We start from the raw sequence: 17683 nt of genomic DNA, 5'->3' as shown, positions 1-17683 counted from the left end.
AGAGAATTAAAAGAAAAAGGATTTCCGATTAAATAGCAGAATGCAGAAAAACACTGTAATTTTACAGAGTCAAATTCTATATTTTTCAACGGTTTCCGAAGGAAAAAAGCGACTATATACTGTATAGTTATTAGTATTTGTATTAAAGTGTTTAATTTGGCATTAATTTGCCTTCCTTTCTTAGTATCAGGAACACTTCTCTTTCCCTGTAACCCTCTTTTGCATTTGAGCCGATTCAGGAAACAAAAAAAAGGACAGCCGGTAAACAGAAAAGAAACTTTTTACCCTCTCTTTTTTTGCCTGAAAAAAAGATATAAGCGGCTTGTCTGAAGGACCGGCTGCCCTCGTAATTATAATAACATAATTGACAGGAAAAATTAAAGACAAATGTCTTTTAGACAAATATAATTAGTCGCTTATTTTTCTAAAGTTTGCTCAAATGTAAAAATTTAATGGCAATCATAATAGCAAAGATAAGCCAGGGAATAAGGGATGCCATTGAAAAGATAAGGCCGATATTTCCTGCTGTTGAAGGTATAAGCATCAAGAGACCGGAAATCAGACCGGTAATTGCTATCTTCTTTCCATATACAGGGCTTTGTAACATAACACTTGCGACGATTATTAGAACAACCGCATTTAAAACATAGTATACATTAAATGCAGTGCCTACCCAGGTAACAATCATTCCCTGGCCGGCAGCAAGATAGCTGGCTTTAACTGCCTCTGAGGTAGCACTGTAATAATGGCTGCTTAAAAAAAGCATCTCGAAACAGGTATTTGATGACAGATAGGCTGCAATACTGACAAAACCGAAAAATAAGGCAACAGTTATCAGGGTTTTATTCCTTTCTCGCAGAGAAAAGTAAAAGGCAAGATATAGCACTCCCAACAATAGAATATTGATAATGTAGAGAAAATCCATGTGCAACAAACCAATAAACCAGTTATTATGAAATAATTCAAACCAGCTCTCGATTGATTCAGGGACAGGATATACCATATAAACAACAATCTGAATGGGAATAATCAAGATCATACCGATAGCAGAATACCCGGCAATCCGGTAGAGGAGAGCCCATCTTTCTAGATCCGCTTCATTAATTAAAACACTTTTATTTTCTTTCATTTTTATCCTCCTTTTTTTATAAACATTTCAGAATATTTGTGACAGATTTTTATTTGTTATAATTTTACTTTAATAAAGTTAATTTGTTAATAAATTTTATCCGAAACTCTACTGGAATAAATGTAGTATATTAGAAAAAAATAAAAATCTAATTTCAAATCATAATCATATCTAATCATCATAGCCAATCCGTTTTCCAATATAACAGCCAAATACCGTACTGTGTAAGAAGATAACGGTAGAGTCTTTCTCTTTTTTTGGAGAATAACCAAGGAGATAGATAATTAAATATAAGAAAGGTATTTCATACTTATTTTGAGCATTATAACTTATTTTGACTAAAAGGTAGGCCTACCCGAAACCAGGAACATTTTGACGCCGATTGGATATTGTAGTAAGTTAATAAATAACAAAGATCCCTGCTATGTTGCAGATGTATTGGACGCAAACATAATCTTTACAAAAGGGGTAGAGGTGGTATAATAATCTTACCATAACATGCAATGACAACAAGTTACTGGGGGAGCTATTTGCTGAGAAAAAGCATTTTGCTTTGACCCCTGAACCTGACCTAGGTAATTCTAGCGGAGGGAAGTAACCCTTGACTTTAAATAGAGTTAAATTTGATCGCTATTACTTATGTTCAGGTAATAGCGATTTTTTTTGGAGGTAAATATGGCTAAAATTACTCTTGGATTACAGGTATTACCATATGTTGCAGAAGAAAGACTTTACCAGGTAATAGATGAAGTAATTTCCTACATTGCTTCCTGTGGTATTAAGTATGAAGTTGGTGCCATGGAGACTACCTTGGAAGGAGAACTTGATGAATTACTGGAGATAGTCAAGAAAGCTCAAAAAATATGTATAGAACAGGGAGCAATAAGGGTCATATCACTGGTAAAAATTGATTATAAAAAGACAGGTGTGTCCATTGATGAAAAGGTTGGGAAATATAGGAGATAAAACAATCCCCTTATTTTTTTTAGCTCTTTTAGTATCTCTCTGGCAGCTAATTGTTGATGGGGGGATTATTGCTCGTTATATCTTGCCTTCACCCTGGGATGTTGTAATGGTATGTATTAAGATTCTACCAGATATAAAGGAGCATATTTATACAACCCTGCAAGAAGCGTTAACTGGATTGGTTGTCGCAATTGTTATTTCGGTAATCCTGGCAGTATTAATGGATAATTTCACTCTCATCAGGAAAGCTGTACAACCATTACTGGTAATATCCCAAACAATCCCTATTATGGTTCTGGCTCCCCTTTTTGCTATGTGGTTTGGATTTGGTATACTTCCCAAAATCATGGTAGTAATACTGGTCTGTTTTTTCCCTATTGTGGTCAGTCTACTAGAAGGACTAAACTCTTTGGATCAGGATTTATTAAATTTAATGAAATCAATGAAGGCAAATCGCTGGCAAATTTTTTATTTAGCCAAGTTCCCATCATCTTTAAGCAGTTTTTTTTCTGGTCTTAAAATTGCTGCCACTTATAGTATCATCGGTGCGGTAATAGGAGAATGGATGGGAGGTAAATCAGGATTGGGTGTTTATATGACCCGGGTGAGGCAATCCTTTGCTCTGGATAAAGTTTTTGCCAGTATTCTGATTATCATAATCTTAAGTATGATTCTATTTAAGATAATTGAACTGATTCAATTTCTGGTAATGCCCTGGAGAAGGGCAATGAATAAATGAGTAATAAAAAGGAGTGTAGAGATATGTGGTATATTTACAAAATTAAAAAATTAGAATATTCCATTATTTTTCTTACCTGTCTGGTAAGTATGCTATTTATGCTAATGATTAATACAGCTGTTGTCTTATCAGGGGAGTCATTGAGAGAAGTTACTGTTTTATTAGATTGGGTTCCCAATACCAATCACACCGGAATGTATGTTGCTCTGGAAAGAGGCTTTTATCAGGAGGAAGGATTACTGGTAAATATTATTCAGCCCTCAGAGGGAGGTTCAGCTGCCTTAATTGCAGCCGGTCAGGGAGAATTTGGTATCAGTTATCAAGAACAGGTTACCTTTGCTCGCACCTCTGAAGAACCATTACCAGTAGTTGCTATTGCTGCTATTCTTCAGCATAATACATCCGGTTTTGCTTCTCCGGTGGAAAAGGGAATTAAGCGTCCCCGTGATTTTGAGGGTAAGAAATATGGTGGCTGGGGTTCTCCTGTTGAGGAAGCAACAATTAAGGCCTTAATGGATATTGATAGGGCTGATTTTAGTAAAACGGAAATAGTAACTATCGGTGCTATTGACTTTTTTGCCGCGGTTCAGGAATATGTAGATTATACCTGGATTTACTACGGGTGGGATGGAGTAGCTTCAGAGCTTAAAAATTTTCCCATTAACTTTATCTTTTTACAGGATTATGCTCCAGAATTGGATTTTTATACACCAGTAATAATTGCTCGAGAACAACTATTGGCAACGGAGCCGGAATTAGTGCGCAAGTTTTTAAGGGCTACTAAAAAAGGTTATCAATTCTCTATAGTAAATCCGGAGTTAGCCGTTCAGGATTTGCTAAAATATGCACCGGAAATTGACTGTGAAATAGCTATTGCCAGTCAGCAGTATTTAGCAAAAGAGTATCAGGCTGATGCCCCCTACTGGGGTGAGATGAAGGCACAACGCTGGGGAAATTATGCCAGTTGGCTGTACGGAAGAGGTCTTATAGACAGAATGCTTGAGGTAGAGTCAGCTTTTGATAATTCTTTTTTACCGGGAGAGGAGAAATAATATTAAATTAAGAGTCAGTCATTTTACACAACAATATGAAAAGATGCCCATTATTGAAGATGTTTCTTTTTATCTGAGTAAGAATGAGTTTGTAACCTTAATTGGACCCAGTGGTTGTGGAAAAAGCACCATCTTCAACATGATAGCCGGGATAGTACCCATTGATGAGGGTAAAGTATATATTGATGGTAGGGATTGCACCGGAGAAATCGGACATGTTAGCTATATGTATCAGAAGGATTTGTTATTACCCTGGAAAAAGGTTATTGATAATACCATTCTTCCCTTAATTATTAAAGGAGAAACGGTCAGGGAAGCCAGAAATAAGGTAGTCCCTTATCTCAAACTATTCGGTTTAGAAGGTTTTGAATATAAATATCCCTTTCAGCTTTCAGGGGGTATGAGACAGAGAGCAGCACTGTTAAGAACCTATATGTTTTCAAAAGATATAGTATTATTGGATGAACCATTTGCCGGTTTGGATGCCATAACGCGTTCTAAGATGCAATCTTGGCTATTACAGGTAGCAGATAGACTCAAAGCCTCTGTGTTATTTGTGACCCATGATATCGAAGAGGCAATTTATCTTTCAGACCGTATTTATGTTCTTACTGAACGTCCAGCGAGAATAAGAGAAGAAGTTCCTATCCGCCTGCCAAAACCAAGAGAAAGAGAAATTGTGACTTCAAGCCAATTTAATCGCATTAAAAGGCATATCTTATTAAATTTATCCTGAAAGGAGAAGAGTAATTGGCAATATTTGATTTAGAAGCAGAAAATTATGATAAATGGTATGAAACTAAAATGGGAGAACATATCGACAATGTAGAGACAGAATGCGCTTTCAGCCTCTTTAAAGTAAAACCTGGCATGCATATTCTGGATGTCGGTTGTGGAACCGGCAATTTCAGCATAAAACTAGCACAGTTAGGCACATTTGTTATAGGAGTTGATACTTCCCGGGAGATGTTAGCTAAAGCACGTAAAAAAGCCGAACAGAAAAAAGCAAAGATTGAATTTAAGGAAATGGATTGTCTGAATTTAGAATTTCTGGATAATACCTTTGATGGAGTTTTATCGATGGCTACCATTGAGTTTATTTCTGATTACCCCAGGATGGTTTTAGAAATGTTTCGAGTTTGCAAGAGAGGAGGTCTCATTCTGGTAGGTAGTATCAATAAAGATAGTGTCTGGGGACAATTATACCAGGAAGTAGAATATCAGAACAAAGTAAAGGTATTTCAGTATGCCCGTTTCAGAACTCCTGAAGAGATAATTAAGATTAAACATGAATCCCTAGTAGATGTTAGGGAATGTCTTTTTATACCGCCTGATTTGACAGAATCAGAAATTAGTCTATTCAAAGAAGAGGAATTTTCCCGCTATAAACGTGGAGGTTTTTTCTGTGTTCTCTGGCATAAATAATTCAGTTGTCTTTGCTCTGCTAATATAATAAAATTATTGTATTACAGTTGTAATAATTAAAAGTTATCTAAAAAGAAAGGAATACCAAATGAGAATAACAGGAAGTATAATAAGCGGTATTATTCTTTTAATAGTAGGTTTAGCATTATTGTTAGCTAATGTTCTGGGAATAAAGGTGAATTTTTTTCGCCTGTTTCCCGGCATTGCCCTGGTGATTTTAGGCATTATTATTTTATTTGGACAATTTGGGGGAAGCCATGAAGTCATCTTTGACCGGAAGAAAATAGACTTAAGTGAACCTTTCAGGGAAAAAAATATCATCTTTGCTGAAGGCATAATGGACCTTAATGATTTAAAATTACCAGCATCACATCAAAAAATTAAGCTTAATGTTATTTTTGGCTCAGGCAGTTTAATACTTAATCCGAAAATACCATCGGCAGTTCATGCTAGTTCAGTATTTGGTAGCCTACAATTACCAGACCAATCTGTAAGTATTATCGGTTCAACAGAATATAGACTGGGGAATATTCAATCCGATAAGCCATATCTAGATATCGAAGCTAATGTAATCTTTGGCCAACTAAAGATAGTTAAACCATAAAAAAGATAATTATAGTATATCGCATTAGGTAAGATGAAAGATGATATTAAGTTCTAATCAGATAATAGAAAAAACAGAAAAATATGTACAGGATTTTTTTCAGCGAGAAGCTACCGGTCATGATTGGTGGCATACCTATAGAGTGAGAATGATAGCTTTAAAGATAGCAAAAGAAGAAGGAGCAGATCCTTTTATTGTGGAAATGGCTGCCCTGCTTCATGATATTGGTGATTATAAGTTTTTTGCTGGTGATGAAAAACGGGGATCAGATGTAGTGGCCAGATATTTACATTCATTACCACTCAATTCCTCTCTTATTAAAAAGATAATTACTATTACCAAAGATATTTCTTTTATGAAGACCCTTTCCCAAAAGGATAAAAACAGAACAGATAAAAAGAGCCTGGAGTTTAAAGCTGTGAGTGATGCCGATAAACTTGATGCCATGGGAGCAATCGGTATTGCCCGAGCTTTTACCTATGGTGGTTATTACCACAGACCTATTTATGATCCCAGAATTCCCCCTAACCTTAATATATCCCGGGAGGAATACAAAAATACTGAAGGTCCTTCTATTAATCATTTTTATGAAAAACTACTAAAATTAAAGGATCTGATGTATACTGCTTATGGTAAGAAATTAGCTCAGGGTAGACATGATTTTCTAAAGAAGTATTTGTATCGTTTTTATCAGGAGTGGAGAGGGGAAAAGTAAGGGATTAATTTTGTCAGTAAAATTATGTTTTCAGACTGAACATCTTAAAATCTATCCCTATCATCAGAAAGATTTTAATGAGTTCTTTTTATTATTAACCAATCCAATGGTTAATAACTCATTAGACATTCCTGATTTTTCTACTGATTTTCAAAGAGTGAGAGATTTTTTAAGTCAAATTTCCCAAAAAACAAATCCTGATTATACCTGGTTATTATATTCCATTTATAAGAAAAAAGATAATTACCTTATTGGGGGGTGCGGATTTAAGGTAGATTTAAAACATATGATTGCTGAGATGTTTTTTATGATTTTCCCCCGTGAATGGGGAAAGGGTTTTATGGTGGAAGCAGCACTCCCTCTGCTTAATAATATAATCCAGCTGTTTTATTTAGAAAATATTTACGCCCTTATTCTCCCGAATAATATCAGGGCTAAAGCAGTCATGAGGAAGCTTGGATTTGAATATTACCGTACGATTAATTGTATTCGCTTCGGACAAAAAAGATCTGTTCAGAAATGGATTTTAAGAGCGAGATAAGATATTTACTTTATTAAAAATAATAATTACCATTAGAATGATTAAAAATAAATTAAGTTTTAGGAAAGAAAAGATGATGATGGTTATGTGAATGCCCTTGACTCAGTTGAATATCCCACCTGGTGGTTAGAAGAAGTAGGATTTGGAGACACTCTAATAGAGTAAAAGTAAGGAGTATTTTTTATCTTGTAAAATTTATTCTAATGATTTAAAAATATATTGACAAATGATTTATTTAAATGTATAAGTTATTTAGTAGAAACAATATTAATTTTGGTCGATGCAAAGATTAGTGAAGAGGTTCCTTTATAATTAATAATGATTATAGAAAAGAGGTGCCGAAATGGTTAAAGGTTGCGGAAAGAAGACAAAAGAAACAGAAAAAAAGAAAAAATAATAACACAAGACTTCTAACTGATTATTCCAATAATCAGTTCAGATAAATCGCAGAATTCAGACGAATTCAAAAACCCTGACCATCCCTCTGGCTCAGGGTTTTTGAATTTTTATTAAACCAGATTACAATATGTTTGCATTCTTTCAGATTTGTTGAATTAGGTTAGGAAAGATAATTAAAATTTTTTAATAATGCGTTTCAGCAAGGCCGGACTGGCTAAGATTTTACCCACCACTAAGATTATTTCATTAGCCTTATGCAAGCCATAACTCTTTAAAAAAGATTTCCCTCCAACAGTAATAGCTGCAATAAGACCAAGCACCAACAAGTCAAGCCAGCTTTTGGGAGTTTGCCATTTACTTGCTATTTTAATTACTAAAACTGTTCCTAAAGAACCACTCAAAATTCCACAAATATCCCCTATAATATCACCCATGAAATTGGCGACACGATTAGCATTTTTAACTAAAAAAAGCCCCTTTTTAGCGCCAAAGACTTTTTTTGCTGCTTTGGAATGAAAGGATTTTTCTTCTGCTGCAGCGGCTGCAAAACCAATCATATCACCAATAACGCCTATAGAGATGATAATAAGTAGAATTATAACGGCTAGAAAAAAAGAAATTGAGTCGATCCAGGAATAGGCAATTAATGCAGTTATTATAGTTAAGCAAAAGGTTAGAACAGTGACTATAATGCTTTCTTTCAAATTCTTCAATATAAGAATCACCCTGAGATTAATGGTAAATTATTCAAGAGGAATCCCTCCCCTTAACAATCCCTTAATTCAATCTTAATACATTAAGATTAATGATTTTATATATTTTATGATCCTGAGGAATCATATTCTTGGGTAGTAAATGTCCTCGGGATATTTAAGGGGATACTTACCTTTATTACCATGTTTTTTAAATTTTTAGCTTCTAACATAGATGGCAATAAGCCAGGTCAATGTTGCGGCTTAGGTCCAGTAGGTTTTCCCCTGGAATAGCCTGTTGTTTCCAGCCAGGTGGTTTCCCTTTCATATTCCAGCTATATGGTCACCCGTTATAGGACTGGATTGCCACTAAGACCACACTTCAATCCCTGACCTATCCGACAGAAAGCCGACAGCCTAGAAGTTTTCCTTCAAATACTCACTGTCCCCTAGCTTCTTTAGCAGTCCAGGTTTCAGCTATAGTAATGGTACCGGGTACCTCGATACATACCAAGTTTTTATGCCTCCCCCTGAACCACGCAAAGCAGGCTACGCTGCACCCATCTTGCAACAGATGCAGGTTCGCTTATATACTTTCCCAGAATATATAAGCCTCCACGGTAAAGGGGTCTACGCCCGCATGCCATTACGGATCGCCCCTTAACCTTAACTCCCAGCATCAGCTCCCAACTGGGCGTCAGCAGCCAACACCAGGAACTTCATCGGTGTGCCCTTGACGGATTTTTAGGCCCGCCTTCAAGAACAGGGTATTAACTAGGATACTGCACCATCTATGTAAGTTGAACTCTTATTTAAATTTCACCTTATTAGTTTCATTAGGGTATCTACTATTGAAATCAAGTATTGTAATTTGTGACTACCTATATTATACCTGATAATAATAAAAATACAAATTTGCAGATAAGGGAATTGCTAAATTGATATTTTATTTTGCTTAGCAAGCAGTTTTTATTCAGAATAAGAAATTTGTTGCTTAAAAAGGTTTTTGAAGGTAGAATTGCGTAGCAATAATATTTATTTTAATAGTTTTGGGAAAGAGAAGCAAGATTGATTTTATGGAGGCTTAGCATTGGATGATAAAAAAGATATTTTTTTGTTAGTAATCATTTTAATTGGATTTGGAATATTTTATCTTTACCAGGATTCAAATCAGTTAAAAGTATCTTATTCCAGGGTAAAACAGACAGATTACTATGAGAAAATTCTTACTACCCTGGCCTGTATAATATCAGCAGTTATTCCTGCCAATAGTTCTACCCGATTAAATTCTATTGAGGTTATCTGAAATGCCTGAGGAGCAGCAGATTTTATTAGAGGCAAAAGAAATCAAAAAAGTATATGGTCAAATTATTAAAACAATAGCTCTAAGAAAGATTAGTCTGACAGTAAAACAAAATGATTTTATTGCTATTATTGGCCCTTCTGGATGTGGCAAAACAAACCTGGCTAATATTTTAGGTGTTTTGGATAAGCCAATATCAGGAGAGGTGTATTTTCAGAATCAATCTTTAGGGAAGATGGAGGTAAATGAGCTGGCTGAGTTCAGGAATGAGCATATTGGTTTTATTTTTCAATTTTATTTTTTATTAAAGGAATTTACCACCTTGGAAAATGTACTTATACCTGCCTGGATTAAAGATGAAATAGTGCCAGCCCGGAAGATAAAAAGATCAAAAGAATTATTGAACTGGTTGATCTTAAAGAACGAATGAACAATAAGGGGAATAACCTTTCCGGTGGGCAGCAGCAAAGAGTAGCAATCACCCGTTCCTTAATTAAGGAACCATCTCTAATTTTAGCAGATGAACCAACCGGAAATCTGGACTCAAATAATAATTAATACCAAATTACCCAATCTGGTTATAAACCATAATTGAAGGAGTTTGTCTTCATAAGATGGAGCAAAACATCTATAATTCGTTAATTCAACAGGCTGACGATTGGGGTTATGAGGTTGACAATATTGTGCTAACACCCCAGATTTGCTCAAATTAATTTCTAATAATTTAAGAAAACGAACTAAAATAGATAAAAATCCAGGGCGGGCAGTCCATCGATAAGAACTGATTCCCTTGGGTTTTTATCTATTTTCTCGAAAATTGTTCAACCTATTCACTTGGCTAATTCGGAAGTACAGTTAGGGCAACGTTTTGCCTTGATTGGAATCATAGTAAAACAATGTGGGCATTCTTTAGTCGAAAGAGGAGGAGCCTCTTCTTTTTTCTTCCAGCTGTTGACTTTACGAATAACCAAAAAAATAGCCAAAGCAATTATTAAAAAACTAATAATGGTGTTGATGAATAATCCATAATTTAGAGTAACTGCTCCTGCTTCCTGAGCCTCGGCTAAGGTAAGATAAGGACCTGAAGTAGCTCCCTGTTTAAGTAAGATAAACAGATTACTAAAATCTATTCCTCCTAAGAGAAGACCAATAGGTGGCATGACTACATCCTTCACAAAGGAAGTAATTATTGAACCAAAAGCAGCACCAATAACAATTCCTACTGCCATATCCAGCACGTTTCCCCGCATTACAAATTTTTTAAATTCTTCTAACATAATGGATCTCCTTTCCTTTTCTAGAAAAAAATATTTAATTTTTTTAACCAGATTTATAACATTTAACTGTTTCTTGCTGTTGTGTTTTTTATCAATGTAGAAGAGAGTGAAGTTAAAAGTAGATGAGCTGTGTATTATTTCTATGGATTTATGATTATTATTCAATTTTATTTATATATTTTATAATGATATTTTACTCTTTTTATCAGCTTATCACAATAAGTTTTTAGATTATTTCAGAAAATAAAAAGGCTTTAGAGGAGTATCGGGAAATTTTCAGGGTACCCCTTTGATTGTTATTGCTAAAAGATTAATTTTAGGTTATTTTAATATAATGTTTTGCCATTAAATATTGCTAATAAATTATTAAAAAACAATTTTACCATAGAAAGGATTTACCTATTATAATTTCTTATTTAGCTTTATTAGCCAGGATTCTTTTAATTGCCATTGAAAAAATCATAGTTAGAATGCTGGGGAATCGGCAAGGTGATATTGATTATAATTTAGCCGCCACCTTTTTATTCTTTATCTTCGGAGCAATTATTCTTGTTCCCCTGTCTTTATTTGTTCCAGTTACCAGTATACTTTTCTTGATTCCCTGTTATATTAGTAGTCTTTTATATACTATATATGCCTATGCTTTTGTGTCATCTCTCGCTACAGGAGAGACATCATTAGTGACGCCTATATATAGTTTAAATGGATTAATTTTAGTTATTTTTTCTTTTTTCTTTCTATCCGAACCATTTACCTTAACCAAAGTAATTGGTGTTTTATTAATGATTACAGGAGCTTCATTTTTGAAAGATATTTGGAATCCACTCTATTCATTGCAATATATAATTACTGATCTACCTACTAGGATGATGCTTTTAGCTATTGTTAGCCAGAGTTTAGGGAGGATTATAGATAAATACTATCTTCCCAATATTCATCCCGTTATTTATGCCACCGTACTTTATTTCTTTATTTCCTTTAATTTGTTAGCTATATTATTAATCAGGGGTAATATTAAAATAGTTAAAGAAGTATTTTTTAAAAAACCAAAGCTATCTATAAGCAGTGGCATTACTAATGGTTTTTCCTATCTATTTTTACTATATGCTATGCGGCAACTTGATTTGAGTTTAGCAGAACCATTAAGCAATCTTTCTGTGATATTAACACTGCTTTTTTCAGCTATTATTTTCCGGGAAAATATTCGGGAGAAAATACCAGGAACTATCATAATTCTGGTTGGAGGATGGCTATTATATTTGAATTTTTAGTTTAATTATAATAGATTACTAATGATAGGTTAAATCTTGAAAAGGAAGGTAAATTGATTTGAAAAAAAGTGAAAATAAAAAGCAACAAGAATTATTAATTAGACCAGCTGTAGAACAGGATGCCCCAATTTTGTTGTCCTTGATAAAGGAGTTAGCGGTTTACGAAAAATTAGCTGACCAAGTCTTAAATAATGAAGAAGCTATAAGAGATAAATTATTTGGTCAAAAAGCTTATGCAGAGGCAGAAATAGCTTACTGGGAAGATCAACCAGCCGGTATGGTTATCTTTTTTCATAATTATTCCACCTTTCTGGGTAAACCCGGCTTTTATATTGAGGACCTGTTTGTAAGAGAAAAATTTCGAGGTAAAGGCATTGGAAAAGCATTATTCTTGAAGTGTGTAGGATTAGCCAGAGAAAGAAAATGTGGTAGGATGGAATGGCTGGTTTTGAACTGGAATCCTGCCCGAAAGTTTTATGAAAACATGGGTGCCTATCCACTAACGGAATGGGTTGTTTACCGTATGGATCAGAAGGCCATGAAAAAACTCATTCCTTAAGTGAGCATCTTTATACTCTGGTAATTTTCCATCTCCCCTTCTGATAAAAGATATAGATAACCAGCAGTTCTATAAATTCAGCTACCAGGAAGCCAATCCAGATATAGGTAATCGGCAGGTGTAACACATATACCACCAAAGCGGAATAGGGAATCTGAAAGAACCAGCGAGAGGCAATTCCTGAAAATAAATAAGGGAAATTATAACCTGAGCCAGCAAACACAGTATTTAATCCCATAGAAATAGCTACAGCAATAAAGCTGGGAGAAATGATGTAAACCATTTTTTTACCTATCTCTATTACCTCTCTTTGGTTAATAAATATCTTGATAATAAATTCAGGAAAAAGCAGAGTAAAAGAGGCGATAATGCCAGTTATAAAAATTCCCAGTAAAGAAGCCCAAATTGCAGTACGGTGTGTTCTTTCAATCTTATTAGCTCCCAAATTTTGTCCGGCAACAGTACTTCCACCCATTGATAAACCCAGTAAAGGAAGAAAAACCAGATTAAACAGCTTCATTCCTATTCCAAAGGTAGCTAGAGCAAGTGTACCGTAAATTGAGACAAACTTTAATAATAAAAATTGACCACCCTGCCGGAAAAACATTTCCAAACCAGTGGGTAGTCCAATAATGCTAAATTTTTTCATGTTTTCTTTGCTTAATTTAAATAGGCCAGAGAAAGATATTTTGATATAACTTTTACCGGATAATAGAATAAATAGACCTATTGAAAAAGCAACTATAGTTGATATTACAGTGGCAATAGCTGCTCCCCGAATTCCCAGTCCCATTCCCGCAATGGAGGTGCCGGGAATAGTATCAAACATCAAAATTGGATCCAGGACGATATTTAGAATGGAAGTTAATATCATAATAAACATAGGACTCCTGGCATCACCAATACAACGTAAAGCTGTGTTGACACTGAATGATGAAAACATAAAGGGAAGAAAAATAGAACGGATAATTCCATAATCTAAGATATGGTTAACTACCATAGGATCATTGGAAAAAAATATGCTGAGTGGTCTTAAAATTAAAATTAGTATGACTGACATAATCAGAGAAACGATAGCTTTAAAGAAAATCGATTGTTCAATTATTTGTTTTGTTTTTTCCAGTTTGCCTGCTCCATAATTTTGAGAGATGAGAGATACTGAGCTAATTCCAATAATTTCATTTACAATATCGGCAAACCAGAAAATAGTTACAAAAATAGCCACTCCAGCTACTGCCTGAGCAGAAATTCTTCCAATCCAGACCATATCAATCAAATCATAAAGGGTTTGAGCAAAGAATCCAAACATGGTGGGCATAGAAACCACCAGTAAATTTTTTATTATATTTCCTTCAGTTAAATCTCTACTTGTTCTTCTTGTCATAATTAATTACCTTTTGTATTTTGACCAAAATCTTGATGTTCATAAAAAATGTTTATTGCACGATGGTCAGGAGAATAATCCAGTATATGGTTTATAAAAAATTTCATTTTAGAGCATCTGAATTTTTGCAATTCGGATGCTCTAAAATATTGATTTATATTTTTCTTAAAAAACTAATATTTATATGCTATAATAACAAAAAAAGACTTTAACAGCCTTTTTCTAATTTGCTATTTCCTCAGTTTTTGATTGATACCTTTATAATATTACAAAACTTATTTTTTTCCAAGAAATTAATTTATATAAATAAAGATAAGGGAAATTATAATCTAAGTTCTAAAGATAGATCAGAAAAATGTTATTTTTTATCGAGCACAATACTCTGAATAAGCGGGTATTAACAAAAAAGTCTTTCCTTAGTATCAATAGCTACAGGAGTTGATATGGCTTTTCTCTTAATCCTGGATAGAGAACACAAAGCTTTATGGGTAAAAACAAAAAACAGATTGGCTGATAATAGTTGGTTTTTACCAGAAGTAGAAGACCCCATTAACAAACCTTCTAATAGATTAAATGTAGAGCTGTTAGCTAAACAAGCTTTTATTCCACTCAAGTCCAGTTTGATTGGTAAAAAAATCATTTTAGATATCTTTCGTAATGAACAACAGCTTTATCTCTTTTTATGCCCGGGTAAAGAATCATCGGAAGTTCTCTTTGATTTAACCAAATACAGAAATATACAATGGATACCTATCAACTGTATTGGAGAATCAGAATCTTTTTCTTCTCTCAGCGGTAAATCGATTATTGAAGCCTATTATGATATTTTATTAAATGAATTTACTGAAAGAAAAAACCACTTTCATATTGTTAAAAACGGATACGGGAAAAAAGATATTGAAGAATTTAATCGAGCAATTCTTAATAGTCAGCAAAAAATAATAGTTGAATTAAAAGATCAATATAACTTATACCATCAGCTTATTCCGGAAATCGGCGATTATGCTCTTTTGAATAATTGGAAAGGAATACCTGTTGCTGCCTTAGAAATTACCGGGATCACTCTGGAACCATTTGAAAAAATTAGTGATTTTATTAAAGAATCAGATACCCTGAAAGAATATAGTGTCAAAAATGTTGTAGAACAATATAAAAAGACCTTTCAGAAATGGTGTAAAAAAAATAATAAACAATTTTCTACCAATAAAACAGTTGTTATATCGCAATTTAAGATAATCAAGCAGCTTAATGAGAAAAAGATAGACCATTTAGATATTGCTTGATTTCTTTCCTTACTAAGTTCAAGGGAATGTCCTTGTTGACTAGAGTAAGGTTTAAATATAGTCCTTATTGACTGGGACAGGGACTTAACCCTTGAAAATAATATCAGTTTTTTACTGGATATAGTTAATAAGATATACTCTTAGAGTATTTAAAGCCCGACGTGCAGAACGCAAACGGATGATTTGCCTATCTTTATGTAATTGATGTTTCTGTACCAGGGTCTGTTTTTCATCAGCTAGAGCAATGTAAACCAATCCCACTGGTTTTCCTGGACTTCCTCCTCCCGGACCAGCAATCCCAGTTACACTTATTCCAATGTCACTGTTACACTTTTTACGGATACCCTCTGCCATTGCTCGGGCGACTGGTTCACTGACCTGTCCGAACTGAATCATAACATCACGGGATACATCTAATAGCTTTTCTTTAAGCTCTCCATCATAACTAATAATTCCACCTTTAAAATAGTCTGAACTACCTGGGACTGAAGTTATTATTTCTCCTAGCATTCCCCCAGTACATGATTCTGCCACAGCCAGTGTTAACTTTCTTGTTCTTAGCAGATTGCCAATAACTTCTTCCAGAGATTGCTGGTTATAACCAAAGATATAATCTCCTAGAAGCACTTTAAGCTGTTCAGAAGCCTGATCTAAAATCTTTTTTGTTTCTTCCGGTGTTTTAGCCAGAGCGTTTAACTGAATTTGGATGTCTTCTGGACTGGCATAAATGCCAATATTTAGTTTATGGTTACGGTTGATGAAATCTTTAATCTTATCATTTACAGTCGATTCCCCCAGGCCGCTTATTCTAATAATTTGGGATTGCATATGCTGAAGGTTAGGAAACCTTTTTTCTAAGAATGGAATAATTTGTTCCGTTATTAAATTTTTCATTTCTAGGGGAACGCCCGGAAGGGCAACAATTATTCTACCCTCTTTTTCCAGGATCATAGCAGGCGCAGTTCCATAAGGATTGAGAATACACCGGGAGCCTTCAGGTAAGAAAGCTTGCTTTAGATTGCTCGGTGAAATAGTGACATTTATTCTATTTAATATTTCCACCATATGTTTTTCAGCTTCTGGATATCTAACAAGTTTTATCCCGAATGCTTTAGCAATTGATTGAAAAGTAAGGTCATCTTCTGTAGGTCCCAATCCTCCGGTAGTAATGATAATTTGAGAACGTTGATAGGATTCTTGCAATTGCGCAATCAGTTCTCTTTCATCATCACCGACAGCAGAGACGTGCTGTACATTAAGATTTATTTCCCTTAATTTTTTAATGATATAATTTGCATTAGTGTCAATTATATTACCACATAGAATTTCATTGCCAATACTGATAATTTCTACATTCATTACTTCCACTCCTTTTTTATTTTTTGGACCAAAATATGTGCCTGCCTTATTGGTTCAGGAATACGGTAACTAACTGTGCAAGACAGAGTTAACTCGATTGCCTTTTCTAGATTTATATGATTACCAGGAGAAACAAAGACTGGTTTTACATTATTTCGGGTTCTTACCACTGCACCGATAATGCTATCTTTATGAAACAAGATAGAATAGGATCCTTTGTGTTTACCTGGCTTGGTGTAATTACCTGTTAGATGTGACTTAGCACAGCCGATAGTTGGCCGATCTAATAATAAACCCATATGAGTAGCAATACCCATTCTCCTGGGGTGAGCGATACCCTGTCTGTCAAAGAAAATGACATCAGGATTCCATTTTATTTTCCGAAACAATTCTATTAAAACAGGTCCCTCTCTGAAGGTAAGAAGACCTGGTATGTAGGGGAAATTTACTGGTTTAACTTCAGAATCATAGTCAAGTAAGGTTAAGTCAGGATAAGTCAATATAGCAATACCACCAATAATATTTTGTTTGTTATAACTGGCGTCAACTCCGGCAATTATTCTTATCTGGGTAAAATTTGGCACTAACGAAATATATCGGGACAACCTCTTCTGATAAATTACTGCCCGTTCTGGTGGAATATGCCAGGGATGTAGTTTTGGGGAGTGCACTTTTTTCTCCTAAGAAATAAATATTATTAATGATGTTGTACTTTGATTACATTTTAGCATATATTACAATTATTCAAGGGGAATACCTTCCCTTGAGAACTCCTTAAATAGTATATAGTATATCGTGGTGCGTAGTGCGTTACATAGATATGGTATACCGTACTAAGTATATTGTATACTATCAATTTAGTCGTCAGATACTGTGTCAAAAGTCAACTCACAAACTCTCCTAAAAGACATATTATTTAATTTTTCTTAATATTATTTTTAACCTGGTACATACTCCGTCTTATTCTCATAGACGGCATGTGCTA

At 34.4% G+C, this 17683-nt stretch carries 20 protein-coding genes and 1 riboswitch; of the genes, 14 read left to right on the top strand and 6 right to left on the bottom strand.

Annotated elements, in window-relative coordinates:
* Nucleotides 1-424: 424 nt before the first annotated feature.
* Nucleotides 425-1129: a DUF4386 family protein gene (locus PHD84_08920; protein ID MDD5637920.1), complete on the bottom strand. Its 705-nt coding sequence runs from the start codon at nt 1127-1129 to the stop codon at nt 425-427.
* Between the two features lie 509 nt (nt 1130-1638).
* Nucleotides 1639-1739: riboswitch (TPP riboswitch) on the top strand.
* Between the two features lie 65 nt (nt 1740-1804).
* On the opposite strand from PHD84_08920, the gene PHD84_08915 reads away from it, so the two are divergent.
* The 8 genes from PHD84_08915 to PHD84_08880 all read left to right on the top strand — a co-directional run bounded on the left by PHD84_08915 (nt 1805) and on the right by PHD84_08880 (nt 7171).
* Nucleotides 1805-2095 carry a thiamine-binding protein gene (locus PHD84_08915; protein MDD5637919.1) on the top strand — a complete coding sequence of 97 codons (291 nt, stop codon included), beginning with the start codon at nt 1805-1807 and terminating at the stop codon, nt 2093-2095.
* The gene (locus PHD84_08910) at nt 2067-2834 is read left to right on the top strand and encodes an ABC transporter permease (protein MDD5637918.1); all 768 of its coding nucleotides are present in this window, start codon (nt 2067-2069) and stop codon (nt 2832-2834) included. Before PHD84_08915 ends, PHD84_08910 begins: the two co-directional genes overlap by 29 nt.
* The gene (locus PHD84_08905) at nt 2831-3886 is read left to right on the top strand and encodes an ABC transporter substrate-binding protein (protein ID MDD5637917.1); all 1056 of its coding nucleotides are present in this window, start codon (nt 2831-2833) and stop codon (nt 3884-3886) included. The genes PHD84_08910 and PHD84_08905 overlap by 4 nt, the downstream gene beginning before the upstream one ends.
* A 43-nt stretch (nt 3887-3929) precedes the next feature.
* A complete protein-coding gene (locus tag PHD84_08900) occupies nt 3930-4622 on the top strand; it encodes an ABC transporter ATP-binding protein (GenBank protein MDD5637916.1) in 693 nt (230 codons plus the stop codon).
* 14 nt (nt 4623-4636) lie between these two features.
* Nucleotides 4637-5311 carry a class I SAM-dependent methyltransferase gene (locus tag PHD84_08895; GenBank protein ID MDD5637915.1) on the top strand — a complete coding sequence of 225 codons (675 nt, stop codon included), beginning with the start codon at nt 4637-4639 and terminating at the stop codon, nt 5309-5311.
* 88 nt (nt 5312-5399) lie between these two features.
* Nucleotides 5400-5915 carry a hypothetical protein gene (locus PHD84_08890; GenBank protein ID MDD5637914.1) on the top strand — a complete coding sequence of 172 codons (516 nt, stop codon included), beginning with the start codon at nt 5400-5402 and terminating at the stop codon, nt 5913-5915.
* Nucleotides 5916-5955: 40 nt separating this feature from the next.
* The gene (locus tag PHD84_08885) at nt 5956-6630 is read left to right on the top strand and encodes an HD domain-containing protein (protein ID MDD5637913.1); all 675 of its coding nucleotides are present in this window, start codon (nt 5956-5958) and stop codon (nt 6628-6630) included.
* A 10-nt stretch (nt 6631-6640) separates the two neighbouring features.
* Complete coding sequence (locus PHD84_08880; GenBank protein MDD5637912.1) at nt 6641-7171, top strand: GNAT family N-acetyltransferase; 531 nt, start codon at nt 6641-6643, stop codon at nt 7169-7171.
* A gap of 572 nt (nt 7172-7743) precedes the next feature.
* Here the strand turns inward: PHD84_08880 and PHD84_08875 are convergent.
* On the bottom strand, nt 7744-8283 hold the full coding sequence (locus PHD84_08875) for a hypothetical protein (GenBank protein ID MDD5637911.1): 540 nt from the start codon (nt 8281-8283) through the stop codon (nt 7744-7746).
* Between the two features lie 1069 nt (nt 8284-9352).
* Here PHD84_08875 and PHD84_08870 point away from each other — a divergent pair.
* From PHD84_08870 to PHD84_08860, 3 genes are read left to right on the top strand one after another with little or no spacing between them, the layout of a single operon-like run.
* On the top strand, nt 9353-9568 hold the full coding sequence (locus PHD84_08870) for a hypothetical protein (GenBank protein ID MDD5637910.1): 216 nt from the start codon (nt 9353-9355) through the stop codon (nt 9566-9568).
* A gap of 1 nt (nt 9569) precedes the next feature.
* Nucleotides 9570-9995, top strand: a complete 426-nt coding sequence (locus tag PHD84_08865) for an ATP-binding cassette domain-containing protein (GenBank protein ID MDD5637909.1) — start codon at nt 9570-9572, stop codon at nt 9993-9995.
* On the top strand, nt 9992-10123 hold the full coding sequence (locus PHD84_08860; protein ID MDD5637908.1) for an ATP-binding cassette domain-containing protein: 132 nt from the start codon (nt 9992-9994) through the stop codon (nt 10121-10123). The genes PHD84_08865 and PHD84_08860 overlap by 4 nt, the downstream gene beginning before the upstream one ends.
* A 272-nt stretch (nt 10124-10395) precedes the next feature.
* Here PHD84_08860 and mscL read toward each other — a convergent pair whose 3' ends face one another.
* The gene (gene mscL / locus PHD84_08855) at nt 10396-10842 is read right to left on the bottom strand and encodes a large-conductance mechanosensitive channel protein MscL (GenBank protein ID MDD5637907.1); all 447 of its coding nucleotides are present in this window, start codon (nt 10840-10842) and stop codon (nt 10396-10398) included.
* Between the two features lie 401 nt (nt 10843-11243).
* Between mscL and PHD84_08850 the strand changes: the two genes are divergently transcribed.
* Nucleotides 11244-12113 carry an EamA family transporter gene (locus PHD84_08850; GenBank protein MDD5637906.1) on the top strand — a complete coding sequence of 290 codons (870 nt, stop codon included), beginning with the start codon at nt 11244-11246 and terminating at the stop codon, nt 12111-12113.
* A 58-nt stretch (nt 12114-12171) separates the two neighbouring features.
* Complete coding sequence (locus PHD84_08845) at nt 12172-12672, top strand: GNAT family N-acetyltransferase (GenBank protein MDD5637905.1); 501 nt, start codon at nt 12172-12174, stop codon at nt 12670-12672.
* Between the two features lie 10 nt (nt 12673-12682).
* On the opposite strand, the gene PHD84_08840 is transcribed toward PHD84_08845, so the two are convergent.
* Nucleotides 12683-14056 carry an MATE family efflux transporter gene (locus tag PHD84_08840; protein MDD5637904.1) on the bottom strand — a complete coding sequence of 458 codons (1374 nt, stop codon included), beginning with the start codon at nt 14054-14056 and terminating at the stop codon, nt 12683-12685.
* Between the two features lie 443 nt (nt 14057-14499).
* On the opposite strand from PHD84_08840, the gene PHD84_08835 reads away from it, so the two are divergent.
* Entirely contained in the window at nt 14500-15339 is an 840-nt protein-coding gene (locus tag PHD84_08835; protein ID MDD5637903.1) for an ASCH domain-containing protein, read from the top strand.
* 111 nt (nt 15340-15450) lie between these two features.
* Here the strand turns inward: PHD84_08835 and PHD84_08830 are convergent, their stop codons facing one another.
* Nucleotides 15451-16698 carry a competence/damage-inducible protein A gene (locus PHD84_08830; protein ID MDD5637902.1) on the bottom strand — a complete coding sequence of 416 codons (1248 nt, stop codon included), beginning with the start codon at nt 16696-16698 and terminating at the stop codon, nt 15451-15453.
* The gene (locus tag PHD84_08825) at nt 16698-17369 is read right to left on the bottom strand and encodes an endonuclease V (protein ID MDD5637901.1); all 672 of its coding nucleotides are present in this window, start codon (nt 17367-17369) and stop codon (nt 16698-16700) included. The genes PHD84_08830 and PHD84_08825 overlap by 1 nt, the downstream gene beginning before the upstream one ends.
* Nucleotides 17370-17683 lie beyond the last annotated feature (314 nt).

The sequence above is a fragment of the Atribacterota bacterium genome (assembly GCA_028717805.1).
Classification (GTDB): Bacteria; Atribacterota; Phoenicimicrobiia; order Phoenicimicrobiales; family Stramentimicrobiaceae; genus Stramentimicrobium.
The sequence above is the reverse complement of the archived record's forward strand: the minus strand, read 5'-3'. Positions and strand labels throughout refer to the sequence as shown.